This window comes from Burkholderia torrens (genome assembly GCF_984668525.1).
In genome coordinates this window covers 817,081-840,526 of sequence record NZ_OZ480212.1, presented here as the reverse complement: position 1 = coordinate 840,526, position 23,446 = coordinate 817,081, and the positions used below count along the sequence as shown (strand labels likewise).

Genomic DNA, 23,446 nt, shown 5'->3' with positions numbered 1-23,446 from the left:
CGCGCGGCACACCTTAGTGGCTGATCATCCACGGCCGTCCCGCCGGCCGCTTGAGGCCGTCCGACGCCGTGCCGGCGAGCTTCGCCGCGCCGCCCGAGCAGCAACTGCAACCGGCGCGATGGCGCAGTGGCGGCCCGTCGCCGGACTGGCGCGGCGCGTGCGCGGCACATTCGTTGGTCGCATGTGCAACACGGCGCGCCCCTGTCATCAGCGCCAGTGACGGCGCGCTGATGACGCGTGCACCTTGCGCGCCGCAGTCGGGGCAACAGCACGATTTTTCGCGATCCGCGATGCGGCGCATGACGGAGAACGGCCCGCAATTTGCGCATTCGAAGTCGTAGATTGGCATGACAGCCTCCTGTTCCTGCGTCGTTTCGGTGAGTCGCTCACGCGTTCGCGAGATCCGGCGAACACGGCAGATCCACGCCGCCCTGGATGTGCCGGATCGGGCCGTCGGCATTCGGGCGAATGTCGAAGTCGAAGATCTGCGTGGGCAGCCACAAGGTCGCACACGCGTTCGGAATGTCCACCACCCCGCTGATATGCCCCTGCACCGGCGCACAACCCAGCAGCGAATACGCTTGCGCGCCCGAATATCCGAATTTCTTCAGATACTCGATGGCATTCAGACACGCCTGGCGATACGCGGTAGTGACGTCGAGATAATGCTGGCCGCCCTGCTCGTCGACGGAGATGCCTTCGAAAATGAGGTAATCGTTATAGGTCGGCGTGATCGGGCTGGGCTGAAAGACGGGGTTGCGAATACCGTATTTCGCCATGCCGCCCTTGATGAGATTCACGCGCATATGCACCCAGCCGGCCATTTCGATCGCGCCGCAGAACGTGATCTCGCCGTCGCCCTGGCTGAAGTGCAGGTCGCCGACCGACAGGCCCGCGCCATCCACGTAGACCGGGAAAAACACCTTCGAGCCGCGCGACAGATCCTTGATGTCGCAATTGCCGCCGTGCTCGCGCGGCGGCACCGTGCGTGCGCCCTGCGCGGCGGCCTTGTCACGCGCCTCGCCCGCGAGCTTGCCCATGTGCGCGGTGGCCGCGAACGGCGGATTCGCGAGCGGCGGCACGCGATCGGGCGCGGTGGCGATCAGGCCGGTTTCGCGCGCGTTCCAGGTCTCCAGCAGTGTCGGGTCGGGCAGGCAGCCGATCAGGCCCGGGTGGATCAGGCCCGCGAAATTCACGCCCGGAATATGGCGCGAACTCGTGTAGACACCGTGAAAATCCCAGATCGATTTTTGTGCGCTGGGGAAATGATCGGTGAGAAAACCGCCGCCGTTCGTCTTCGAAAAAAAGCCGTTGAAGCCCCATTGACTATCGGCCTTCGCGCCGATGTCGAGCAGGTCGACCACCAGCAGGTCGCCAGGCTCCGCGCCGTGCACGCCAACCGGGCCGGAGAGAAAATGCACGATCGACAGGTCGATGTCGCGCACGTCGTCGGCGCTGTCGTCGTTCTTGATGAAGCCGCCGGTCCAGTCGTAGGTTTCGAGGATGAAATCGTCGCCGGGCTTGACCCAGCAGGCCATCGGAATGTCGGGGTGCCAGCGGTTGTGCACCTGTTCGTTTTCGTAGGCAGACTGGTTCAGATCGACCTTGATGAGAGTCTCGGGCATGACGTTCGCTCCTGGGTTCGCGGATTGACATACGGCGCGGCGGGCGACGCCGCGCCGCGCTCAGACGGAGAGGTACTCGCGGATGCGGTCGGTGTCGCCCGCATCGCGTGTGCTTTGGTGCACGAAGCGCCCGCCCTCGATCACGAACAGACGGTCGGCCACGTCGAGCGCGAAGCTCAACACCTGCTCCGACACGACGATGGCGATATTGCGGCTCGTGCGAATCTGGTTGAGCGCCTTGGCGATGTCCTTGATGACGGACGGCTGGATGCCTTCGGTCGGCTCGTCGAGCAGCAGCACTTTGGGGTCGGTCGCGAGCGCGCGCGCGATCGCGAGCTGCTGTTGCTGGCCGCCCGAGAGATTGCCGCCCTTGCGCTTTCTCATGTCGAACAGCACGGGGAACAACGCGTAGAGTTCGTCGGGCACGTGTTGGCTCTGCGCGTTTTCGAGGCCCGTCTGGATGTTTTCCTCGACGGTCAGCGACGCGAAGATCTGCCGTCCTTGCGGCACGTAGCCGATGCCTTTCGATACGCGGCGGCAGCTCTCGTCCTTCGAGACGTCGGCGCCGGCCACGCGCACCGTGCCGCGATTGGCGGGCAGCATGCCGATGAGCGCCTTGAACAGCGTGGTCTTGCCCATACCGTTGCGGCCCATCACGGCCACGCTTTCGCCTTGCGCAACGGAAAAGCCGATGCCGTGCAGCACTTCGCTCTGGCCGTAGCTGACGACGAGATCGTCGACTTCCAGCATGATGTGTTCTCCGTGTTGTCGTTCGTTTTCCGACTCAGTGGCCCAGGTAGACATCGATCACGCGCGGATCGGCTTGCACCTGCGCCATCGGCCCCTCCGCGAGAATCTTTCCCTGATGCATGACCGTGACCTTGTGCGCGATGCGCTCCACGAAAGCCATGTCGTGCTCGATCACGATCATCGAGCGGTTGCGGCAGATGCGGTCGAGCAGATCGGCGGTCAGTTCGCGCTCGCGCACGCTCATGCCGGCAATCGGTTCGTCGAGCATCAGCAATTCGGGGTCCTGCATGAGCAGCATGCCGATTTCTAGCCATTGTTTCTGGCCGTGCGAAAGCAGCCCCGCTTCCAGATCGAGCGCGGCCGCGAGACCGATTTCGTTGGCCACGTCGCGCACGCGATCGGCCACGTCCGCGTCCTCGCGATAGGCGAGCGCGCCGAACACGCTGCGGCCGCGCGGAAACGACACTTCGAGGTTCTGCGCCACGCTCAGGTTTTCGTAGATCGACGGCGTCTGGAACTTGCGGCCGATCCCTTTACGCACACGGCGGAATTCCGCGAGATGCGTGATTTCCTCGTTGCGGAACTTGATGCTGCCCGCCGTTTCCTTCGTCTTGCCGCAGATGAGATCGAGCAGCGTGGTCTTGCCCGCGCCGTTCGGGCCGATCACCACGCGCAACTCGCCGCGTTCGAGATAGAGATTGAGCGAATCGATCGCCTTGAAGCCGTCGAACGACACGGTCAGGTCTTCGATCGCAAGCAGAAAATCGGTATTGCTCATGCTTCACGCCCCCTCGTTCGCCGCGCCGAGCAGCCGCCGCACGCGCGGACGCACATGCTCGTCGTAGAGCCCTGCCAGCCCGTTCGGAAACACCATCACCACGCCGATGAACATCGCCGCCATCAGATAGAGCCACAGGTTCGGAAAGCTCTCCGAGAACCAGCTCTTGCCGAGATTGACGAGAATCGCGCCGTACACCGCGCCGACCAGCGACATGCGCCCGCCAATGGCCGCGTAGATCACCATTTCGATCGACGGCACGATGCCGACGAACGACGGCGACATGAAGCCGACCTGCAGCGTGAACATCGCGCCGCCGACGGCCGCGAGCATCGCCGCGAGACAGAACGCGAACACCTTGAACATCGCGACGTCGTAGCCCGAGAAGCGCACGCGGTCTTCCTTGTCGCGCATCGCGAGCAGCAGCGTGCCGAGCTTGCTGCGCTGAACCCAGCGGCCGGCGAGCAGCGCGCCGATCAGCAGCGCGGCGTTCACGAAATACAGCACGAGCTTCGCGTGATCGGTGCGGATGTCCCAGCCGAGCAGCGTGCGCAGGTCGGTGATGCCGTTCACGCCGCCCGTATAGCCTTGCTGGCCGATGATCAGCACCGACAGAATCAGTGCCACGGCCTGCGTGATGATCGCGAAGTACACGCCGCCCACGCGCCGCTTGAACATCGCGTAGCCGATCACGAAGGCGAGCGCGGTGGGCACGACGAGCACCGCGAGTATCGAGAACGGCAAGTAATGAAACGGCTTCCACCATCCGGGCAGCGCGGTGAGCTGGTTCCAGTCCATGAAGTCGGGAATGCCCGGCGTGGTCTGCGTGCGCGTGGCGGCCAGATCGGACGCCTCGAGCTTCAGAAACATCGCCATCGCGTAACCGCCGAGGCCGAAGAACACGCCCTGGCCGAGGCTGAGCACGCCGCCGTAGCCCCACGCGATCACGAGGCCGATCGCCACGAACGCGTAGGTCAGGTACTTGCCCATCAGGTTCAGGCGGAAGGTGTCGAGCGCGAGCGGAAACACGACCACGATCAGCAGTGCGAGCAGCACGATGCCCGCGTAGCCCGACGCGTCGAGCCGCGCCACGCGCGCGCGCCAGCCAGCGGGCGGCGCGCCCAGGCTCGATCGCGGGGATACGCGGCCCGCCGTGGGTTGGATGGGTTCCATGTCCATCTCTCCAGTCGAATGAAGCTGTGAATGAGGCTGGTGCATTAATGCGCGCTCAAACCCGCCGCACCTTCGAGGCGAACAGGCCTTGCGGACGCAGCATGAGAATCACCACGACGGTGAGCAGCGTGAGCACGCGCGCAATCGATCCCGAGAGAAAGAACTCGCTGATCGACTGCATCTGCGCGATGCCGAACGCCGACGCCACGGTACCGAGCAGGCTCGCCGCGCCGCCGAAGGTCACGACGAGAAACGAATCGACGATATAGAGCGAGCCGCTCGTCGGTCCCGTCGAGCCGATGGCAGTGAAGGCCGCGCCGGCCACGCCCGCGATCCCGCAGCCGATCGCAAACGTCATGCGGTCGGTGCGCCGCGTGTTGATGCCGGCCGCGTTCGCCATCGGCCGGTTCGCGACCGTGGCGCGCACGCGCAAGCCCCAGCGCGAGCGATAGAGCGCGAGCAGCAGGCCGCCCGTCATCAGCAGCGCGAGGCCCATCACGAACATGCCGCTCACCGGAATGTCGAGGCCGGGCGTGGGCTCCCACGAGCCCATCAGCCAGTCGGGCAGCGCCGGACTCACTTCCTTCGGCCCGAAGGTCGAGCGAAACACCTGCTGCATGCCGAGGCTCAGGCCCCAGGTGGCGAGCAGCGTGTCGAGCGGGCGCTTGTAGAGATGGCGGATCAGCGCCCATTCGGCGAGCCAGCCCGCCGCGAAGGCCAGCGCGAACGCCGCGAGAATCGCGAAGAAGAAATACAACGGCGTGAACGCTTGCCAGACGTTCTGCGAAAACCACGAAAACATGTAGACCGTATATGCGCCGATCGTCATGAATTCGCCGTGCGCCATGTTGATCACGCCCATCTGGCCGAAGATCACGGCGAGCCCGAGCCCCATCAGGAGCAGGACGCTGAAGAGGCTCAGACCGGCGAAGCCCTGCATCAGCGTGATGTTGAAAATATCGGTAGCGGACATCGAACGCTCCTCGCGCGGCGGCGTCATCGGCCGCCGCGCCGCTGCGGTTGACGGATTACATGTAGCCCTTCGGGAACGGATTCGGCTGGATCGGCTGATCCGACTGCGCGACGACCTTGAACTGGCCGTCCGTCTGGCCCTGGCCGATCAGCGAGCGGCTCCACAGGTGATGGTTCGCATCGACCTTCGCGTAGCCTTGCGGCGCGTTCGCCACTTCGATGCCGGCCGAGTGCGCGACCACCTTGTCCACGTCGAAGCTGCCCGCGCGCTCGCACGCGGCCTTCCAGATCCACGGGCCGAGATAGGCGGCCTGCGTCACGTCGCCGATCACCGACTTCTGGCCGTAGCGCGCCTTGAATGCCGCGACGAACTTCTTGTTGTTGTCGTTATCGAGCGACTGGAAGTACTTCATCGACGAATAGAAGCCCGCGAAGTTGTCGCCGCCGATGCCGAGCACCTCGTCCTCGGTCACCGACAACGTCAGCAGGAACTGCTTCTGCGGCGTGATGCCCGCGGCCTTGAGCTGCTTGTAGAACGCCACGTTCGAGCCGCCCACCACGGTCGCGAAGATGCAGTCCGGGCGCGCGAGCTTGATCTTGTTCATCAGCGACGCGAACTCGGTCGTGCCGAGCGGGTAATACTCCTCGCCTACCACCTTCGCGTGCAGATGCTGCTCGATATGACGGCGCGCGATCTTGTTGGACGTGCGCGGCCAGATGTAGTCTGAACCGATCAGGAAGAAGGTCTTGGCCTTCTTCGTGTTCGACGCCCAGTCGAGCGCCCAGACAATCTGCTGGGTGGCTTCCTGGCCCGTGTAGAACACGTTCTTCGACTGTTCGAGGCCCTCGTAGAAGGTCGGGTAATAGAGCAGGCCGTTGTCCTTCTCGAACACCGGCAGCACCGCCTTGCGCGACGCCGAGGTCCAGCAGCCGAATACCGCCGCGACATGGTCGTTCTCCAGTAGCTTCTTCGACTTTTCGGCGAAGGTCGGCCAGTCGGACGCGCCGTCTTCCTGAATGATCTGCACCTTGCGGCCCAGCACACCGCCCATCGCGTTGATCTGCTCGATCGCGAGGCGCTCGGCCTGGATCGAGCCGGTTTCGGAAATCGCCATCGTGCCCGTGGCCGAGTGGAGCTGGCCGACCGTCACCGTGGTGTCCGTGACCGCGAGGCGCGTGGTGTTGACCTTCGCCGTGGGCGGGGTTTGCGCAAACGCGCCGCGCGGCAGGCCCAGCGCCATCAGCGGCACGGCGGCGAGACCGCCGAGCATTTTCCGGCGCAGCGGCGACAGCATCCGGGCATCGTCATCGAGTCGATCGTCTGCGGACATCACGTTCTCCTTATCGGGTGCCCGGCGCGGGTCGCTGCGGGCTGGGTCGAGGTTGGACGCAATGTAGAAAGCCAAATTGGCGATCGGAATACGTCAATCGACGTATTCCCGGCGCACGCACTGGAATGTAATTTGCATGACAGGGCGATCCTGAGCGGCGTGGTCCGCCGTTACGCCGTTCGCGCCCCGCTCGTGCCGCTTTCGCACCAATTCGGATCATCTTCATGTCCCAGAGTCACCCGTCAGTGGGCGCGCCCGGTACGCAACGCATCGTCAAGGTGCGCCGCGACTACAACGCCTGGGTTGGCGACGAAACCCTCGAGGACTACGCGCTGCGCTTCACGCCGCGCTCGTTCCGGCGCTGGTCGGAACTGCGCGTGGCCAATACGGCGATTGGCGCGGTGTCGTTTCTGGTGCTGGAAGCGATAGGCGGCAGTCTCGTCGTCAACTACGGCTTCACGAATACGGTCTGGGCCATTGCGGCCGTCTCCGTGCTGATCTGGCTCACGAGCTTGCCCATCAGCTATTACGCGGCACGCTACGGCGTGGACATGGACCTGCTCACGCGCGGCGCGGGCTTCGGCTATATCGGCTCGACGGTCACTTCGCTGCTATACGCGGTGTTCACGTTCATTTTTTTCGCGCTCGAAGCGGCCATCATGTCGCTCGCGCTCCAGCTTTATTTCCATATTTCGCTGGCGATTGCCTACGTCGTGAGTTCGCTCGTGGTGATTCCGATCGTCATGTTCGGCATCACGCTGATCAACCGCCTGCAAAGCTGGACGCAGCCGCTGTGGCTCGTCCTGTTCGTGCTGCCCTACGCAGCCGTGCTGTGGCACCATCCCGACCTGATCGCGCAATGGACCACCTTCGCGGGCTTCGCGCCGCAAGGCCGCGCTTTCAGCCTGATCGCCTTCGGCCAAGCCTCGACGGTCGTGTTCGCGCTGATCGTACAGGTGGGTGAACAGGTGGACTACCTGCGTTTCCTGCCGCCGCTCACCGCGAAGAACCGCACGCGCTGGTGGTTCGCGTTGCTCTCGACGGGGCCCGGCTGGATCGTGCCCGGCGCCCTCAAGATGCTGGGCGGCGCATTGCTCGCCTTCATCGCGCTCCAGTACGAAGTCGATCCCGGCCACGCCACCCAGCCTACGCAGATGTACCTCGTCGCCTATCATCTGCTGCTCGATCCGTTGGGGCTCGCGAGTTGGGCGCTGCCCGCGATGACGCTGTTCGTGATCGTCTCGCAGCTGAAGATCAACGTGACCAATGCCTATGCGGGCTCGCTCGCGTGGTCCAATTTTTTCGCACGGCTCACCCACAGCCATCCGGGCCGCGTGGTATGGCTCGTGTTCAACGTCATGATCGCGTTGCTGCTCGTGGAAATGGGCGTGTTCGACGCGATCGCCAAGGTGCTGTCGCTCTATGCGAACATCGCGATTGCGTGGGTCGGCGCATTGTTCGCCGATCTCGTCATCAACAAGCCGCTCGGCTATAGCCCGCGGCATATCGAGTTCAAGCGCGCACATCTCTACGATGTGAATCCCGTCGGCGTCGGTGCGATGCTGATCGCAGCCGCCGTCGCGATGCTCGCGCATAGCGGTCTGTTCGGCGAGCTCGCCAGGGCGATGTCGTCGTTCATCGCGTTCGGTGCGGCGTTCGTGTGCGCACCCGTGCTCGCGGTACTCACGCGTGGCCGCTATTACATTGCCCGCGCCGCGCAGCCGACCGGCGACGCCACCTCGCTGCGCTGCGCGATTTGCGAAAACACCTTCGAACCCGACGATACGGCGTACTGCCCGGCCTATGGCGGCACGATCTGCTCGCTGTGCTGCTCGCTCGACTCGCGCTGCCACGATCGCTGCAAACCGCATGCGCGCTTTGCCTCGCAGGCAGGCCGCGCGCTGCATCGCGTGCTGCCGGGCACGCGACTCGGCCCCGCCGCGCTGCGCCTCATTCACTATGCGAGTCTCGTGTTCGCCATGCTCGCGGTGCTGGGCAGCGTGCTCTATCTGATCTGGTCGCAGAGCGCGACTTCGATGATCGCCGCCGGGCCGTCGGTCGGCCATGCGCTGTCGGGCAGCTTCCTGAACATCTTTCTCGCGCTCTCGCTGGTGGGCTGCATCGCGGCCTGGTGGTTCGTGCTGGAGCGCGAGAACCGCCGCGTCACGCAGGAAGAGTCGCAGCGGCAGAACGAATTGCTGATGCTCGAAATCGACGCGCATCAGAAAACCGACGCGGCGCTCAAGCGCGCGACCGCCGCCGCGGAATCGGCCAATCAGGCCAAGAGCCGTTACGTGTCCGGTTTGAGCCACGAGTTGCGCACGCCGCTGAACAGCATCCTCGGCTACGCACAATTACTGCTTCAGGCGAAGCAAGAACTCACGCCCATGCGCTACAACGCCGTGCGCACGATCCATCGCAGCGGCGAGCATCTGCTCGCGCTCGTCGACGGTCTGCTCGACATCGCGCGCATCGAGGCGGGCAAGCTTCAGTTGAACATCGCCAAGGTATCCCTCGCCGATTTCGTCGCGCACCTGACGTCGATGCTACGTCCGCAAGCGCTCGAGAAAGCGCTCGCCTTCGACGTGCGGACGGTCGGTCGGCTGCCCGCCACCGTGCGCACCGACCAGAAGTGCATGAGTCAGATCCTCACCAACCTGATCGGCAATGCGATCCGCTTCACGTCGAGCGGCACGATCACACTGCGCGTGAGTCACGTGCTCGATACGCTCAAATTCGAGGTGATCGACACCGGCCCCGGTATCCCGCCCGCGGAAATGGAGCGCCTGTTCCTGCCGTTCGAACGCGGCGAAGCGGCCCATGCATACGATCACGGCGCCGGTCTCGGACTCACGATCTGCCGCCTGCTCACGCAAGCGCTTGGCGGCAGCCTGGAAGTGGACAGCGAAGTCGGGCAAGGCACGCGCTTTGTGGTACGCCTGTTCGCCCCCGCCGTCGACGCGGCGGCCGATACACACGCCGAACTCGCGTCGATTCGCGGCTATACGGGTGCGCGCCGCACCATTCTCGTGGTCGACGACCTCGACGATCAGCGCGACATCGTCGTGCAATTGCTCACACCGCTCGGCTTCGACGTCGCCGAAGCGGCCAGCGGCACCGATGCGCTGCGCTGGCTGGCGATGCACGCGGCGAACGCGATCATCATGGACATTTCGATGCCGTTGATGGACGGCTACGAAACCAGCCGCCTGATCTCCGAGAATCAGTTGTCGAACGCGCCCATCGTTCTGCTCTCCGCCAACGCGTTCGCCGATGACCGTGATCGCGCGAGCGCGACCGGATTCGGGGGTTATCTGGTGAAACCGCTGCAGGTGAATCTGCTGCTCGACACGCTCGCGCAACTGCTTGCACTCGACTGGATCGCATCCGATACCAGCGCGAGCGCGCCGGCCGCGACACAGCCGCTCACCCCCGCCGCGTGGCCGCGCGAGCTCGTCGAACATCTGCATGCGCATCTCGAAGTCGGCTACGTTCAGGGCGTGATCGAACAGCTCGACGCCGCCCGTGAGGCCTGGCCCGAATTGCAGAATCAGATCGACGCGTTGCGCATGTTGGCGGAACGTTTTCAGCTAAGGGAACTCGAGCATGAACTTGACCGACTCGCGCGCGGCGCGGACGCGTGACGCACACACCACGATCGCGGCCTCCCCGATCGTCGATGACCCGGCCGCGTGGCTGCGCGAACGGCCCATGATACTGATCGTCGACGACACGCCGGAGAACCTCGCCTTTCTATCCGATACGCTGCAGGCGCATGGCTACGCGGTGATCGTCGCGCTGTCCGGCGACGACGCGCTCAAGCGCCTCGCGCGCGTGACGCCCGACGTGGTGCTGCTTGACGCCATGATGCCCGACATGGACGGCTTCGAAACATGCCTGCGTATCAAGCAGGACGGACGGCACGAGCATCTGCCCGTGATCTTCATGACTGCGTTGACGGAGAGCGAGCACGTCGTACGCGGCTTTCGCGTGGGCGGCATCGATTACGTGACCAAGCCGGTGCAGCCCGAGGAGCTGTGCGCGCGGATCGGCGCCCACGTGCGGCGTTCACGCGCACAGTTGTATGCGGAGGCGGCCCTGTCGCTCGACACGCGCGCGGCGCTGATCGTCGGCGCGGACGGCACGATTCGGTGGCAGAGTCCGCAGGCGGCACGTCATATCGCTGCCTACACGACTGCGCACGATGGCGCCGCCGGTGCCGGGCAAACCTCGAACGCGCGCGATACCGGTGCGCAGCCGAAACTGCCTGCGCTGCTGCACACCTGGTTCATCGACTGGCTCGCACGCGGCGGCCAGGGCGACGCCGCGCACGAATTCAGCTCGGGCCAGATACGCCGCTCGGCCAGTGCGACGCTCGGTCCGGAGCCGGGCGAATGGATCGTGGTTCTCAAGGAAAGAGACGACACCGTACATTGCAATGCGCTCGCCGAACGCTTCGGCCTGACCATGCGGGAGGCCGAAGTGCTGCTCTGGGTGTCGCACGGCAAGACAAACCGCGATATCGGCGACATTCTGGGTATCGCCCCGCGCACGGTGAACAAGCACCTCGAACACCTGTTCCGCAAGTTACATGTCGAGACCCGTGCGGGAGCAGCCGCCACGGCGATCAAGATGCTCGAACGCACGTGAAAAGATCGCCCCCCTCAATCGTCCACGTCCAATGCCCTTGCCGGGCGGTTCGCCGGCAGATGAAGCACGAGCGACGCGGCCCGACGGCGTTCCGCGCGTGGGTCTATCCGGTGTCGAACGGGGGTCGCGCTGCTGGCGCTCGTTGCCGTGCTCGGGTCGCAGGCGTTCAACCCGGATTCGCGCTTCCCGTTCTGCTGCAAGGTGCCGACGGCGCTCGCGGTCGTCGCGGCGTACTTCCTGCGGGGCAGGCAACCGCCGTTCGGGCAGGCGTCCGGCGCAAAGGCGCGTTGACCGGCGGCCGGCGGCCCGGCGTGCGCGTTCAGCCGAATGGCCGCACGCCGATCAGCGGGCCATGCAGGAACAGCGCGAACACGGCCCAGACGACGAGCCCGCCCAGCACGGCGACGATGTCGCCCGACAGGCCGCCGACCGGATAACGGACGCCGTCGCGGCGATCGCGTGCACGCGACACGACGAAATCGACGATCGACCACACGAAGAACGCGCCGAACAGCACGACCGCGTGCACGGTGCCGTTCACGAGCAGGTGCGCGACCGCCCAGACCATCACGCCGGCCAGCATCGGGTGCCCGACGAGCGTCTTGATCCGGTTGCGCGGCACGTACGCCGCGGCGATCAGCACGAACGCGACCGCGGTCAGCATGCCCGTGAGGTGACGCACGCCGACCGGCGACACCCACAGCAGCGTCGCGCCCGTGCGGGCGATCCCGTACCCCCAGACGATCAGGACGAAGCCGACGATCGACGCGATCGAATAGCCGCCCTTCCAGCCCTTCTCGCCGATCCGCTCGATCGTCGTGGACCGCCAGCCGTCGGCGACGATCCGGATCGAGTGCACACCGAGGAAGATCGCTAAACCGAGAATCAGGACGAGCATCGACTGTCTCCGTCTGAAATGATGAGTGGGGAAACATCCCGCGCGGCGTACGATGCGCCGTTCGCGGAGCCGGCGGCGAGGCCGGCGCAGGCCGCGCCAGGCACGGGCGCAACCCGCGCCGATCATAAACGCCGGGGCCGCCGTTGTGAAGCATGGAGGACGTGCGGCGCGTCGACCTTGATGCGTTCGACCGTCAGGTCGTGCGGGCCTGCGGCCTTACAGCGCACCGATCGCCCGGTGATGGGTACGCCTGAAATAAAGGACGGCGAAAAGCGCGAGACTGCCGCCTTGCGCGACCGACGCTACGTCTGCTTGCGCTTCGCCGGTTGTTTCGGTGCCGGCTCACGCGCGGATTTCGATGCCGGTTTGGCTTTCGCCACCGAGGCCGGCTTCGGCGTGGACTTCGACGCCGTCCCGGATGCCGTCTTCCGCGCAGGTTTCGGTGCAGGTTTCGACGCGGATGTCGGTGTCGCCGCGGCACCCGCTTTCGACGCCGGTTTCGGCACGGCCTTCGCCTTGCGCTTCGGCGGCCCCGCCAGCAGCGCCGCGCGATACGCGCTGCGGCACCAGTCGAACAGCGCGCCCGCATCCTCGAGCACGTCGGCCGGCGTTTCGTAGTAGCCCTCGAGCGCAACGGTGCGCGTGGGCCTTGAATACGAGAACGGCCCCATGCCCGCCGCGACGAACGCCGGACGGTTCACGTCGTCGACCCGCAGGAACAGCGACCCGCGCGACATGAAGCCGAACATCACGCCATCGAGCCGCATCGCCGCCCCGCTGAAGAACCGTGCGACCTCGACCGTGCCGAGCGGCGCAAGCTGGTACGCGATTTCCTCGCCGTGCGCCTTCTCCGACTGCCAGCTCATGCGGCCACCTCGCAGCGCTGCGTCCACGCATCGAGTTCGGCGTCGTCGAAACCGGCGGCCGCCGCACTCTCGCGAATCTGCCGCCACGTCGCGTGGTCGACCGGGATGCCGGCGACTCCGCGTGCGGCGCGGCTCGCCTCTTCCGGCTCGCCGGGCATCAGCACCGGCGCATCGCCGGCCTGCGGCGACGCCTTCGCCCACGCGACGAACGCATCGGCCTCGCGCTCGGCGTCGGCCGCGTCGAACGCGTTCGGGTCGATCAGCACCGACAGCATCCCGTTGACGATCGCGCTCGTCTTCTGCAGCGTATCGCCGTGCGTCGTATGGCCGCCGACCAGCGCGCCGCCGAATATCTCGCACATCGCCGCGAGCGCATACCCCTTGTGCAGCCCGAACGGCAGCAACGCGCCGAACGGCTGTTCGTGCATCGCGGCCGGATCGTCGGTCGGCTGGCCGCGATGATCGATCAGCGACCCGGCCGGCACGCGCTTGCCCTGGTTGTAGGCCACACGCGTCTTGCCGTACGCGATCGCACTCGTCGCGAAATCGAGCAGCAGCGGCGGCTTGCCCGCTCGCGGATACGCGGCGCAGAACGGATTCGTGCCGAAACGCGGATCGGTGCCGTGCAGCGGCGCGACCAGCAGGTCGCCCGGCACGTTGACGAAATGGAACGACACGAGCCCCGAGCGCGCACACTGCTCGGCCCAGTGCCCGATACGGCCGAGGTGGTGGACGTCGCGCAGGCCGATCGCGCAGATCCCCATGCGCCGCGCGCGCTCGATCCCTTCGACCATCGCCTCGAACGCGATCACCTGGCCGAAGCCGCGCCCGCCGTCGATTGTCAGCACCGCGCCGCCGTCGCGGACGATCGACGCGTGCCCGTTCAATTGCAATTGCCCTTCCCGCCACGACGCAACGTAGTTCGGGATCATCCCGATCCCGTGCGAATCGTGGCCCGCGAGATTCGCGCCGACCAGGTGATCGGCGACGAGCCTTGCCTCACGCTCGCTGCTGCCGGCCCGTTCCCAGAGTGCCGCGACGAATGCATGCAGCGGTTCGGCGCGCATGCGCAGCGGTTCGGTATCGGGCGTCGGCAGTGCGGTCATCGGCAACACTCCATCGGGTCGGGCCAGGTCGGGCAATCGGTACTTCAGGCGTAGCGACGATCAGCGCGCGGTCGCGATCACGTCGGCAACCGCCGCGGTCAGCTTCTTCGCGTACGGCACGTGCAGGAACTCGTTCGGGCCGTGCGCGTTCGACTTCGGCCCGAGCACGCCGCACACCATGAACTGCGCTGCGGGGAAGCCTTCCTGCAGCACGTTCATCAGCGGGATCGTGCCGCCGAGGCCCATGTACGCGCAGTCGGCGCCGAAGTGGCGGCGCGACGCGGCGTCGAGCGACGATGCGAGCCACGGCGCGAGATCGGGCGCGCTCCAGCCCGTCGCGGCACCTGCGTCCGGCTTGAACGTGACCTTCGCGTTGTACGGCGGATCGAGTTCGAGCAGTTCCTTCAACTGCTGCACGGCCTGCACGGCGTCGACGAGCGGCGGCAGGCGCAGCGACAGCTTGAACGCGGTGCGCGGGCGCAGCACGTTGCCGGCATCGGCGAGCGCCGGCATGCCGGCCGCGCCCGTGACCGACAGCGACGGACGCCACGTCGAGTTCAGCAGCGCCTCGCGCGGATCGGTCGTGGTCGGCAGCACGGGCTTGCCGTCCGCACCGCATGCCCACGGCAGCCCCTTCCACACCATGTCGCCGAGAATCGCGGCGGCTGCCTCGGCTTCGCGCACGCGGCTCGACGGAATCTCGCAATGGAACACGCCCGGCAACAGGTTGCCGTTCTTCGCATCTTCGAGACGTTCGAACAGCTGGCGCATCACGCGGAAGCTCGACGGCGCGATGCCGCCGTAGACGCCCGAATGGATGCCTTCTTCCAGCACCTCGACCTGCAGGTCGCCCGACACGAGGCCGCGCAGCGACGTGGTAAGCCACATCTGGTCGTAGTTGCCGGCGCCCGAATCGAGGCAGACGACGAGCGACACCTGGCCGAGCCGGTCGCGCAGCGCGTCGACGTACGGCAGCAGGTCGTAGCTGCCCGACTCCTCGCAGGTCTCGATCAGGCCGACGCAGCGCGGCCGCTCGATGCCCTGCTCGTCGAGCGCGCCGAGCGCCGCGAGGCTCGCGTAGATCGCATAGCCGTCGTCCGCGCCGCCGCGGCCGTACAGCTTGCCGTTCTCGAATTTCGGCGTCCACGGGCCGAGATCCGCGCGCCAGCCGTCGAATTCGGGCTGCTTGTCGAGGTGGCCATACAGCAGGATCGTGTCGGTGCTGCCCGAGCGCGTGGCGGGCGTCTCGAAGAAGATCACCGGCGTGCGGCCCGGAAGGCGCACGATCTCGAGCTTCAGGCCCTTCACGGGTTGCCGCTCGGCCCACTGCGCGGCGTCGGTGACGACGCGCTCGAGGTAGCCGCGCTTCGCCCAGTCGGGGTCGAATGCGGGGCTCTTCGCGGGAATCGTGATGTAGTCGGTCAGGGCGTGGAGGATTTCATCGTTCCACTTGCGCTCGATGAAGGTAACGAGCTTGTCATGGTCGAGGACGGGGGTAGTGTCGACGGAAGTCATGGTGGGGGGTGCCTGGATCGGGCTGACGAAAACCCAGATCATACGCCGATGCTCCCCCGCCGGCGCCCCCTTCCTGGCCGTTCAGACGACCTTCGGGAACGCGTCGCGCAGCCCTGCCGCGCAGGCCAGCGCGTCGTCCCACAGGCGCCGCGTCAGTGCCCCCGCATCCTCCTCGCGTGCGAGCGCCGCGGCCTCGCCCGACCACAGCAGCGAGAAATCATCGCGGCCCTGCCGCTCGAACGCGCCGCGCAGCGGATCGACCGCGGCCGTCGCGAGCGGGAACGCGGGCGCGAGCGCACTCATCGGCCCCTGCTCGCGCATGAAACGCGTCAGCAGCCCGCGCGCGGGGCGGCCCGTGTACAGGTTGGTCATGCGCGTGCCGTCGTCGCGTGCGGCACGCACGGCCGCACGATGCTGCGCGGAGCGGCCGGCCTGCGGCGTCAGCAGGTAGCCGGTGCCGATCTGCACCGCGCGTGCGCCGAGCGCGAACGCGGCCGCGATGCCGCGCCCGTCGGCGATCGCGCCGGCCGCGATCACCGGCGCGCGCACCGCGTCGACGATCTGCGGCAACAACGCGAACAGGCCCGGTTGCGCATGAATGTCGTCGGTCAGGAACATCCCGCGATGGCCGCCGGCCTCCGCGCCCTGCGCGACGATCGCGTCGACGCCGCGCGCATCGAGCCAGCGCGCTTCCTCGACGGTCGTCGCGGACGAAATGACCTGCGCGCCCGTGCGTCGCACGCGCTCGAGCAGCGTGTCGTCCGGCAGCCCGAAATGGAAACTCACGACGGCCGGCCGCAGTTCCTCGACGACCGCACACATCGCGTCGTCGAACGGCGCGCGGCCGGGGCCGCCCTTCATGCCGCCCGGATCGAGCCCGGCTTCCGCGTAGTAGCCGGCGAGCGCCGCGCGCCAGCGCCCGTCGACCTCGGCGTCGGGCGCGGGCGGCGCATGACAGAAGAAGTTCACGTTGAACGGCGCGGGCGTGCGTGCACGGATCGCCGCGATCTCGTCGCGCAACTGCTGCGGGCCGAGCGCCGCGCATGCGAGCGAACCGAGCCCGCCGGCTTCGCACACGGCGATCGCGAGCGGGCTCAGCGAGCCGACCATCGGGGCCTGGATCAGCGGCAAACGGGAAGGCAGTGTCGTCATCGGAATCCCTGTTCGGAATGCGTGGCCGTCGCCACGTTGGTCGTTCTTGTCATCGTCGCGCGCGAACCGATCCACCCGGTGCGCGCTAGCTTCCGCCGCGATCCATCCCGCGCCGGTACGCGGCCGGGCTCGTCGCCGCGACGCGCCGGAAGTGCCGGCGCAGCGATTCCTCCGAGCCGAATCCCGCGCGCGCCGCGACCTGCGCGAGCGACAGCGCGGGCTGCGCCTCGAGCATGTCCTTCGCGACGTTCACGCGCTCGCGGATCAGCCACGTGAGCGGCGACATCCCCGTCGCATCCGCGAACTGTCGCTGCAGCGTGCGCGTGCTCATCGCGGCCTGCGCGGCGAGCGACGCCAGCGTGTGCGGCTCGGCCGCATGCGCGCGCATCCAGTCGATCAGCTTCGCGAGCCGGTCGGTGCCGCCCGGCGCGACCGGACGCGGCACGAACTGCGCCTGCCCGCCGTCGCGGTGCGGCGGCAGCACGAGGCGCTGCGCGACACGGTTCGCGATCGCGCCGCCGTGATCGCGGCGCACCAGATGCAGCAGCATGTCCAGCCCCGCCGCCGAACCGGCCGACGTGACGATCTGCCCTTCGTCGACATACAACGCATCGGGATTCACGCGCAGCGCCGGATAGCGCGCCTGCAGGCGTTCCGCGTAGCGCCAGTGCGTCGTCACCGTGAGCCCGTCGAGCACGCCGGCCGCCGCAAGCACGAACACGCCCGAACAGATCGAGCAGAGCCGCGCGCCGCGTCGATGCGCGGCCCGCAGCTTCTTCAGCAACGGCTCGGGCGGCAGTTCGTCCGGATCGCGCCAGCCGGGAATCACGATGGTGTCCGCGCGATCGAGCGTCGCGAGCCGGTACGGCGCGGCGACCGTGATGCCGCCCGCGGCGCGCACGGGCCCCGGCTCGCTGGCGCATACCGCGAAGCGATACCAGTCGACGCCGAGCTCGGGGCGCTCGAGCGCGAACAGTTCGACCACGCAGCCGAATTCGAACGTGCAGAGGCGATCGTAGGCGAGCGCGACGACGAGATGATTGTGCATGGCGCGATGTTACCGGAACTTGTCGATCGCGCCACTGCCGCAAAACCGGCCGAACCGCGATACTGCCCTTCATCCCGGCGCGTTCCGCGCCGTTCGACCCGGAGAACCTGCCCATGTCCTACGTCACCGACGTGCCCGCTGCCGACAGCCCCGCCGCCCTCGCGCATTTCGAGGCCTCGCTGCGATTCGAGACCGATTGCTGGGACGTGCACGACGCGTTCGCGTCGGGCGCGCCCGATTTCGTCCTGCTCGACGTGCGCGGCCCCGACCAGTTCGCCGCCGGCCATGTGCCCGGCGCACGCAACCTGCCGCACCGCAAGATCATCGAGAGCAAGCTCGCCGGTTATCCGGCCGGCACGCTGTTCGTCGTGTACTGCGCGGGCCCGCACTGCAACGGTGCCGCACGCGCGGCGATCCGGCTCGCGCGCCTCGGCCGGCCCGTCAAGCTGATGATCGGCGGCATGACCGGCTGGCTCGACGAAGGATTCGCGTTGAGCAATGAAGTGCAGCCGATGGACGCCGAAGCCGGCTGATCGTCATTAAAAGCGCAACAATCAATTGCCGGCACGCGAACGGAAAAAGCGCGACAATCAGCCACATTGCAGTTCGGACGGAGCAGCACCATGCATGATGAAGTCCTGATTCAAGTGGCCGGTTCAGTCGCCGCGATCGCGATCTATTTTCTGCCGGCCGTGATTGCCGACAGGCGCGGCCGGCACGACAAGCTGACGATCGCGATGTTCAACGCGCTGTTCGCGTGGACCGGCATCGGCTGGCTGATGACGCTGTACTGGGCCTGCCAGCCGAACCCGCGCACCGACGTCGCGCAGGCGATCCTCGCGAAGCGCCGCGGCATCAGCATGCGGACCTTCTCGACCGGCCTCGTCGAACGCGTGCAACGCCGGGTCGCCGCCCAGGAGCAATGGGCCGAGAAGCAAGGCTGCCGTTAAGTCCCTTTTTCCCCTTCACCGTGCCGCGTCGAACTTCGGCATCCTGACGTTGGTCGACGCGCGGTAATTCCAGTTCAGTCCCTCGTGCGGCGGCCAGCCGCCTGCGCGCAAGCACGCCCCGAACGCCCCTGCCGTCACCGCCCGCGCGATCCGCTCGCCCGGGCAGCCATGCGGCCCCGTGCCGAAACCGAAATTCGGCCCCGCCGCGCGGCCGGGCGTCAGCCGGTGCGGTTCGCGGTGCACGGCCGGGTCGCGGTTCGCTGCAGCGAGCACGACGAGGATCGCGTCGCCGGCTTCGACGGTCACGCCTTCGATCGTCGTGCGCGCCGCGACGAAGCGGCGCGTGTTCTGCACCGGCGAATCGAAGCGCCCGACTTCGGCGACGAATGCGTCGAGCGCGGGGGCGTCCGGCACGGTGCGCCCGGCGTGGGCGTCCCCGTTCCAGGCCACCAGCGCGTTGCCGAGCCACGCGGCCGTCGCTTCGCACGTCTGCGACAGCAAGCCGACGAGATTCGCGACCAGCCCGCCGCTCGCCTGCCAGCCCGACGCGCGCGCCGCCTGCTGCACGGCGGCGACGAGCGTGCCGTCGTGCGCATGCGTCCGTGCGACGCGCTCGGTCATCCGGTCGAGCAATTGCCGTGCGCCTTCGCTCGCTCGAGCCAACGCCTCTGCATCCGACAACGGCGACAGCGCGGCGACGAAGTCGACAACCCGCGCCGCGACTTCGTCGAGCTGCGCTTCGTCGAAGCCGAGCAGATCGGCAACCGCGCAGACGGGCACGGTCATGCACCACGTATTCAGCGCGGCGGCATCGCCCGGCGCCGGCAACCGTCGCGCGGCAAGCTGCGCCGCGCGATCGTGCAGCGCATCCGTGTCGATCGGCGCGAACGCCGTGCGCAGCGCCTGCTTCGGCACGTCGTGCCGCAATGCGCCGTCGTTCATGCGCACCAACTCGCCGAACAGCGCGCCGGCCGTCGTGCCGCGCAATGCGGGCGGCACGGGCGTGTCCAGCGGGCGAACGCGGCACGCCGGATGGCCGAGCACGGCCGTCACGGCCGACGCGCGGCTCGCGACCCACAGGCCGAGCGTGGCATCGAACGCGAGCGGCGGCCCGTCGACGAGCGTCGCGTAGTAGGGATAGGGATCGCGGTGCGTCACCGCTGCAATGGGATCGGTCGGGTTCATGCGCTCAGTATCGATGCAGTGCATCGCCGCATGTTTCGGGTTCGCGTGAAATGTCGCTGCGCGGGCGCCGCGAGTCGCGGCATCGCAACAACAGGCAACCGTCAGGCGGCCGACCGATAGCGGTGCGACTGCATGCGCATCCGGACGCGCCCGGCCGAAATCGCCCGCGGCTCGGGCACCACCGTGTCATGAGGAAACATTTCCTGCCGGAATTCGCCGTTTTCGTCGAACCACTGGCAGATCAGCCAGTCGCCGTCGTCGAACACGACCGGCCCCGCATAGGTGACGGTCATGCGCGGCCCGCCGGTTTTCAGCGTCACGACATCGCCGACACGAAACCTGACGCGCTGATTTTCTCGGTTCGTCATCGCTCTCTCGGATTTTATATATTGATATTCCCGGCGGCCCGCCGACCGGTCATTTGAATGTGCCGCAGATTATCAATCAAAAAACCCGACAGCAACTGCCAAAATCAAAAAAGCATCGCTCGGGAAAATGCAACGATGCGCGGCATCGGCACGCACGGCGGACCGCCGCCCGCCCGATCCGGTGCGGTTTGCGCGGAGGATCGGGTCAAACGGGGAAAATGCGGGGAATAGACGATGGTTTTCGCGCCGTCACCGGCGATTAATTCAGATGTGAAATAGATTGATTATTGTCAATCAACGTTTTCATTGGAAACGATCCCACGTTTTATTGACGATCATTCCCCGAACTGAATCGGCGAATTATCGGGTGCCGCAAACCAGCGGTTGATGTCGCGCCCCGGCACGGCCGCCTGCGTGAACGTGAACGTGCCGTCGCGCGCCATCTCGGTCGCGGCGCGCAGGAACGCGCCGAGCGCGGCCCGCGCCAGCGCGCCGCCGACGCTGACGCGCTTCACGCCGAGCGCCGCCAGCTCGTCCAGGCTCAGCAGCCCGCCCTGCAACCCCATCACGACGTTCACGGGCGCGCCAACCGCCCGTGTCACGGCCGCGATTTCGCCGGCATCGGTGATGCCCGGCGCATACAGCACGTCGGCGCCCGCGTCGCGATAGGCGACGAGCCGTGCGATCGTGTCGTCGAGGTCGCGGCGGCCGTGCAGGTAGTTTTCGCAGCGCGCGGTCAGCGTGAACGGAAACGGCAACGCACGCGCCGCTTCGACGGCCGCCGCGATGCGCTCGACCGACGCGTCGCGCGCGTAGATCGGCGCATCGGCGCGGCCCGTCGCGTCCTCGATCGAGCCGCCGACCGCGCCGGCCTCGGCCGCGAGCCGGATCGTTTCCGCCACCGTGCCGGGCGCGTCGCCGAAACCGTTCTCGAGATCGGCGCTCACCGGCAGGCCGCCTGCGGCGACGAGATCGGCAATATGGTCGAGCATCGCGTCGCGGTCGATCGCGTTGTCGGGCTGGCCTTTCGAAAATGCGTAGCCGGCGCTCGTGGTGGCGAGCGCCTCGAAACCGGCCATTGCCAGCAGGCGCGCGGTGCCGGCGTCCCACGGGTTCGGGATGATGAACGCGCCGGGGCGCGTGTGCAGCGATCGGAAAGCTTCGGCGTGGCGGGCTTGCAGGTCGAAACGGGTCATCGTGGACTCCCGGATGGTGATGACGGGTGAGCTTACGCCGATCGTGCACGCGACGTTTCAGCGATGGCCGAAATGTCGTCGCGCGACCGGAAAAAGTCCGAGGCGCCGGATGCGCGCTGCCGGCCGCCTTCGCTTACATCGATGCAGGCGCCTCGCCATCGATGCCGAGCAACACGTCGGTGACGGCTTCGGAGAACCGCATCGTGCGGCCGTCGATCCGCACGGCGTCAGGATGCGACGGATCACGCGTCGCCTGCGGCAAGCCATGTGCGATCAGCACGCGGGCGCATGCTTCCCAGTCCGGTACGTCGACGCCCTCCGGTTCGTTGACGGACGCCCACGACAACGTGCCGAGCGCGTCGCTCCCGAATCCGTGCTGCTCGCGCCAGCTTGCGCCGTGCGCGAGCAGGAACGCCAGCAGCTCGGCATCGCCGCGGAACACCGCATGATTGAGCGCGCTCGCGTCCCAGTCGCCGCCGCGCGCGGCGATCGGCCAGCCCAGCTCGACCATGACCTTCACCGCGTCACGCGAACCCCAGGCTGCGGCATCCGGCAGTTGCCGCAGCCGGTCCCCGGTCAGCGCCGCCGGCAATTCGGGATGCTGCGCCTGGATGCGCCGCGCGTCGTCGGCGTCGGCGCGCGCGCAGGCCGCCACGAACGCGTCGTCCGCGCTGAGCGCCTCTTCCGCGCCGGCGTCGCGCAACAGCGCCGCGACGTCGGTCAACCCGGCCTGCATGGCCAGCCGGTACGCACTGACGCCCGCCGGCGTGCATGCACGGGGATCGGCGCCGGCCGCCAGCAGCGCGGCGACATGGCGCGCCGAGCAGCGCACGCCGATCGCGCGCAGCAACGGTGCGCCCCACGTCTGCGCGAGCCCCGCGCCGGGCGGCTCGTTCGCGTCGCCACCATGCGCGAGTAGCAGCTCGAGCGCATCCGCGTCGCGCATGTCGAACGCACGCCGCAACGCATTCGTGCCGCCCACCTGCGCGCCATGCTCGAGCAGCACACGCGTGCAGGCCGGATTCTCCAGTGAGTGATACAGCGATTCGCCGTCGTTCGGGTCGGCGCCGGCCTCCAGCAACATCGTCGTGAGCGCCGGATCGAGATTGACGCCCGCGGCGCCATACAGCGCCGACAGCGGCGCCGACTCGTCAGGCTCGGCGAGCGAAGCCGGCGGGAACCGGTTGCCGATCCGCTGGTTCGGATCGGCGCCCGCGTCGAGCAGATGACGCGCGCAAGCGCGCAGCCTGACGGCGAACGCCGGAATCTGCCCGAGCCGCGAATGCGTGACCGCGACCAGCGGCGGCAGCTTCAACGCACCGTCGGCACGCGCGATCCAGCCGGAATCGGCGGCCAGCGCCGCCTTCACGACGTCGAGATCGCCGGCCGCGCACGCGATGGCCGGATCGGCCGACACGAGATCGGGATGGTCGAGCAGCAACTGCGCGGCGACGCGCGGCCGCGCCGCGTCGCCACCGCCGGTCACGTCGCCGCCGTAGGCCAGGCCGAGCCAGCGCCGGACCAGCAGCGACCGCTGCTGCCGCGCGAGCGCCTGCGCTTCGACGAATGCACCGAGATCGGCCCACGACGCGAAACCGTACTCGCGCGCAATGCAGGACTGTGCGTCGTGCAGGCGCAACCCGAGCGCGAGCGCTTCGTCGTGCGTGCGGTTCCGGGCGGCGGGGAGAAACCGGACGAAGCGGGCGACAGCCTGCGCGTCGCCTTGCCGGTACAGGCGCAACAACGCCTTGGCCTGCTTTTTCAGATGATCGGGATGAGCGTTGGGAGGCAGCGTGTTCATGCGGATCCTCGTGCATAAATGGCCGAAGGTCCGCAATACCGCCAGCACAAAGGAGGGGGAAGACTGGAGTGACTGCGACAGG

21 protein-coding genes and 1 pseudogene are annotated in these 23,446 nt (G+C 67.3%); 5 read left to right on the top strand and 17 right to left on the bottom strand.

Going from position 1 to position 23,446, the window contains the following annotated elements:
• Positions 1-13 precede the first annotated feature (13 nt).
• Genes AC5LXX_RS20080 through urtA form a run of 7 tightly spaced genes read right to left on the bottom strand, consistent with a single transcriptional unit; the run spans position 14 to position 6,629 of the window.
• A complete protein-coding gene (locus AC5LXX_RS20080) occupies positions 14-349 on the bottom strand; it encodes an FmdB family zinc ribbon protein (RefSeq protein ID WP_493412827.1) in 336 nt (111 codons plus the stop codon).
• Positions 350-386: 37 nt separating this feature from the next.
• The gene (gene fmdA / locus AC5LXX_RS20075) at positions 387-1,625 is read right to left on the bottom strand and encodes a formamidase (protein ID WP_493412826.1); all 1,239 of its coding nucleotides are present in this window, start codon (positions 1,623-1,625) and stop codon (positions 387-389) included.
• A 60-nt stretch (positions 1,626-1,685) separates the two neighbouring features.
• Complete coding sequence (urtE, locus tag AC5LXX_RS20070; protein ID WP_493412825.1) at positions 1,686-2,375, bottom strand: urea ABC transporter ATP-binding subunit UrtE; 690 nt, start codon at positions 2,373-2,375, stop codon at positions 1,686-1,688.
• 34 nt (positions 2,376-2,409) lie between these two features.
• Complete coding sequence (gene urtD / locus AC5LXX_RS20065; RefSeq protein WP_493405215.1) at positions 2,410-3,153, bottom strand: urea ABC transporter ATP-binding protein UrtD; 744 nt, start codon at positions 3,151-3,153, stop codon at positions 2,410-2,412.
• A gap of 3 nt (positions 3,154-3,156) precedes the next feature.
• Complete coding sequence (gene urtC / locus AC5LXX_RS20060) at positions 3,157-4,326, bottom strand: urea ABC transporter permease subunit UrtC (RefSeq protein ID WP_493412824.1); 1,170 nt, start codon at positions 4,324-4,326, stop codon at positions 3,157-3,159.
• Positions 4,327-4,381: 55 nt separating this feature from the next.
• Positions 4,382-5,299, bottom strand: coding sequence for an urea ABC transporter permease subunit UrtB (gene urtB, locus AC5LXX_RS20055; protein ID WP_493412823.1), 918 nt, complete (start codon positions 5,297-5,299; stop codon positions 4,382-4,384).
• A 55-nt stretch (positions 5,300-5,354) separates the two neighbouring features.
• A complete protein-coding gene (gene urtA / locus AC5LXX_RS20050) occupies positions 5,355-6,629 on the bottom strand; it encodes an urea ABC transporter substrate-binding protein (protein WP_493412822.1) in 1,275 nt (424 codons plus the stop codon).
• A 224-nt stretch (positions 6,630-6,853) separates the two neighbouring features.
• On the opposite strand from urtA, the gene AC5LXX_RS20045 reads away from it, so the two are divergent.
• The 3 genes and pseudogenes from AC5LXX_RS20045 to AC5LXX_RS20035 form a co-directional block, all read left to right on the top strand.
• Positions 6,854-10,273, top strand: coding sequence for a hybrid sensor histidine kinase/response regulator (locus AC5LXX_RS20045; protein WP_493412821.1), 3,420 nt, complete (start codon positions 6,854-6,856; stop codon positions 10,271-10,273).
• A gap of 67 nt (positions 10,274-10,340) precedes the next feature.
• Entirely contained in the window at positions 10,341-11,279 is a 939-nt protein-coding gene (locus AC5LXX_RS20040) for a response regulator (protein WP_493413384.1), read from the top strand.
• Positions 11,280-11,323: 44 nt separating this feature from the next.
• Positions 11,324-11,570, top strand: a pseudogene (locus AC5LXX_RS20035) (GABA permease); the annotation flags it as partial.
• A 28-nt stretch (positions 11,571-11,598) separates the two neighbouring features.
• On the opposite strand, the gene AC5LXX_RS20030 reads toward AC5LXX_RS20035, so the two are convergent.
• From AC5LXX_RS20030 to ftrA, 6 genes are all read right to left on the bottom strand, one after another.
• Positions 11,599-12,177 carry an NnrU family protein gene (locus AC5LXX_RS20030; RefSeq protein ID WP_493412820.1) on the bottom strand — a complete coding sequence of 193 codons (579 nt, stop codon included), beginning with the start codon at positions 12,175-12,177 and terminating at the stop codon, positions 11,599-11,601.
• A gap of 302 nt (positions 12,178-12,479) precedes the next feature.
• A complete protein-coding gene (locus tag AC5LXX_RS20025; RefSeq protein WP_493412819.1) occupies positions 12,480-13,043 on the bottom strand; it encodes a TfoX/Sxy family protein in 564 nt (187 codons plus the stop codon).
• Positions 13,040-14,149, bottom strand: a complete 1,110-nt coding sequence (locus AC5LXX_RS20020) for a malate/lactate/ureidoglycolate dehydrogenase (RefSeq protein WP_493412818.1) — start codon at positions 14,147-14,149, stop codon at positions 13,040-13,042. The genes AC5LXX_RS20025 and AC5LXX_RS20020 overlap by 4 nt, the downstream gene beginning before the upstream one ends.
• A 60-nt stretch (positions 14,150-14,209) precedes the next feature.
• Complete coding sequence (locus AC5LXX_RS20015) at positions 14,210-15,664, bottom strand: M20 family metallopeptidase (RefSeq protein WP_493412817.1); 1,455 nt, start codon at positions 15,662-15,664, stop codon at positions 14,210-14,212.
• A gap of 81 nt (positions 15,665-15,745) precedes the next feature.
• Positions 15,746-16,816, bottom strand: coding sequence for an NAD(P)H-dependent flavin oxidoreductase (locus tag AC5LXX_RS20010; RefSeq protein ID WP_493412816.1), 1,071 nt, complete (start codon positions 16,814-16,816; stop codon positions 15,746-15,748).
• 85 nt (positions 16,817-16,901) lie between these two features.
• A complete protein-coding gene (ftrA, locus tag AC5LXX_RS20005) occupies positions 16,902-17,864 on the bottom strand; it encodes a transcriptional regulator FtrA (RefSeq protein WP_493412815.1) in 963 nt (320 codons plus the stop codon).
• Between the two features lie 113 nt (positions 17,865-17,977).
• On the opposite strand from ftrA, the gene AC5LXX_RS20000 reads away from it, so the two are divergent.
• Both AC5LXX_RS20000 and AC5LXX_RS19995 read left to right on the top strand, forming a co-directional pair.
• The gene (locus tag AC5LXX_RS20000) at positions 17,978-18,397 is read left to right on the top strand and encodes a rhodanese-like domain-containing protein (RefSeq protein ID WP_493412814.1); all 420 of its coding nucleotides are present in this window, start codon (positions 17,978-17,980) and stop codon (positions 18,395-18,397) included.
• Between the two features lie 90 nt (positions 18,398-18,487).
• Positions 18,488-18,814 carry a superinfection immunity protein gene (locus AC5LXX_RS19995; protein WP_124449549.1) on the top strand — a complete coding sequence of 109 codons (327 nt, stop codon included), beginning with the start codon at positions 18,488-18,490 and terminating at the stop codon, positions 18,812-18,814.
• Between the two features lie 15 nt (positions 18,815-18,829).
• On the opposite strand, the gene AC5LXX_RS19990 is transcribed toward AC5LXX_RS19995, so the two are convergent.
• From AC5LXX_RS19990 to AC5LXX_RS19975, 4 genes are all read right to left on the bottom strand, one after another.
• Complete coding sequence (locus tag AC5LXX_RS19990; RefSeq protein ID WP_493412813.1) at positions 18,830-19,999, bottom strand: cytochrome P450; 1,170 nt, start codon at positions 19,997-19,999, stop codon at positions 18,830-18,832.
• A 101-nt stretch (positions 20,000-20,100) separates the two neighbouring features.
• The gene (locus tag AC5LXX_RS19985; RefSeq protein WP_011354382.1) at positions 20,101-20,367 is read right to left on the bottom strand and encodes a YodC family protein; all 267 of its coding nucleotides are present in this window, start codon (positions 20,365-20,367) and stop codon (positions 20,101-20,103) included.
• Positions 20,368-20,702: 335 nt separating this feature from the next.
• A complete protein-coding gene (locus AC5LXX_RS19980) occupies positions 20,703-21,563 on the bottom strand; it encodes an isocitrate lyase/PEP mutase family protein (RefSeq protein ID WP_493412812.1) in 861 nt (286 codons plus the stop codon).
• A gap of 133 nt (positions 21,564-21,696) precedes the next feature.
• The gene (locus AC5LXX_RS19975; RefSeq protein ID WP_493412811.1) at positions 21,697-23,364 is read right to left on the bottom strand and encodes an ankyrin repeat domain-containing protein; all 1,668 of its coding nucleotides are present in this window, start codon (positions 23,362-23,364) and stop codon (positions 21,697-21,699) included.
• Positions 23,365-23,446 lie beyond the last annotated feature (82 nt).

What these genes read in the sequence shown, in the direction of transcription:
- AC5LXX_RS20025 (WP_493412819.1), bottom strand. Translation starts at nt 13,043, where the DNA reads ATGAGCTGGCAGTCGGAGAAGGCGCACGGCGAGGAAATCGCGTACCAG.
- AC5LXX_RS19975 (WP_493412811.1), bottom strand. Translation starts at nt 23,364, where the DNA reads ATGAACACGCTGCCTCCCAACGCTCATCCCGATCATCTGAAAAAGCAG.
- fmdA (WP_493412826.1), bottom strand. Translation starts at nt 1,625, where the DNA reads ATGCCCGAGACTCTCATCAAGGTCGATCTGAACCAGTCTGCCTACGAA.
- urtA (WP_493412822.1), bottom strand. Translation starts at nt 6,629, where the DNA reads ATGTCCGCAGACGATCGACTCGATGACGATGCCCGGATGCTGTCGCCG.
- AC5LXX_RS19980 (WP_493412812.1), bottom strand. Translation starts at nt 21,563, where the DNA reads ATGACCCGTTTCGACCTGCAAGCCCGCCACGCCGAAGCTTTCCGATCG.
- urtB (WP_493412823.1), bottom strand. Translation starts at nt 5,299, where the DNA reads ATGTCCGCTACCGATATTTTCAACATCACGCTGATGCAGGGCTTCGCC.
- AC5LXX_RS20045 (WP_493412821.1), top strand. Translation starts at nt 6,854, where the DNA reads ATGTCCCAGAGTCACCCGTCAGTGGGCGCGCCCGGTACGCAACGCATC.
- AC5LXX_RS20000 (WP_493412814.1), top strand. Translation starts at nt 17,978, where the DNA reads ATGTCCTACGTCACCGACGTGCCCGCTGCCGACAGCCCCGCCGCCCTC.
- AC5LXX_RS19985 (WP_011354382.1), bottom strand. Translation starts at nt 20,367, where the DNA reads ATGACGAACCGAGAAAATCAGCGCGTCAGGTTTCGTGTCGGCGATGTC.
- urtD (WP_493405215.1), bottom strand. Translation starts at nt 3,153, where the DNA reads ATGAGCAATACCGATTTTCTGCTTGCGATCGAAGACCTGACCGTGTCG.
- AC5LXX_RS19990 (WP_493412813.1), bottom strand. Translation starts at nt 19,999, where the DNA reads ATGAACCCGACCGATCCCATTGCAGCGGTGACGCACCGCGATCCCTAT.
- AC5LXX_RS20015 (WP_493412817.1), bottom strand. Translation starts at nt 15,664, where the DNA reads ATGACTTCCGTCGACACTACCCCCGTCCTCGACCATGACAAGCTCGTT.
- AC5LXX_RS20010 (WP_493412816.1), bottom strand. Translation starts at nt 16,816, where the DNA reads ATGACGACACTGCCTTCCCGTTTGCCGCTGATCCAGGCCCCGATGGTC.
- AC5LXX_RS19995 (WP_124449549.1), top strand. Translation starts at nt 18,488, where the DNA reads ATGCATGATGAAGTCCTGATTCAAGTGGCCGGTTCAGTCGCCGCGATC.
- ftrA (WP_493412815.1), bottom strand. Translation starts at nt 17,864, where the DNA reads ATGCACAATCATCTCGTCGTCGCGCTCGCCTACGATCGCCTCTGCACG.
- urtC (WP_493412824.1), bottom strand. Translation starts at nt 4,326, where the DNA reads ATGGAACCCATCCAACCCACGGCGGGCCGCGTATCCCCGCGATCGAGC.
- AC5LXX_RS20020 (WP_493412818.1), bottom strand. Translation starts at nt 14,149, where the DNA reads ATGACCGCACTGCCGACGCCCGATACCGAACCGCTGCGCATGCGCGCC.
- AC5LXX_RS20030 (WP_493412820.1), bottom strand. Translation starts at nt 12,177, where the DNA reads ATGCTCGTCCTGATTCTCGGTTTAGCGATCTTCCTCGGTGTGCACTCG.
- AC5LXX_RS20080 (WP_493412827.1), bottom strand. Translation starts at nt 349, where the DNA reads ATGCCAATCTACGACTTCGAATGCGCAAATTGCGGGCCGTTCTCCGTC.
- AC5LXX_RS20040 (WP_493413384.1), top strand. Translation starts at nt 10,341, where the DNA reads ATGATACTGATCGTCGACGACACGCCGGAGAACCTCGCCTTTCTATCC.
- urtE (WP_493412825.1), bottom strand. Translation starts at nt 2,375, where the DNA reads ATGCTGGAAGTCGACGATCTCGTCGTCAGCTACGGCCAGAGCGAAGTG.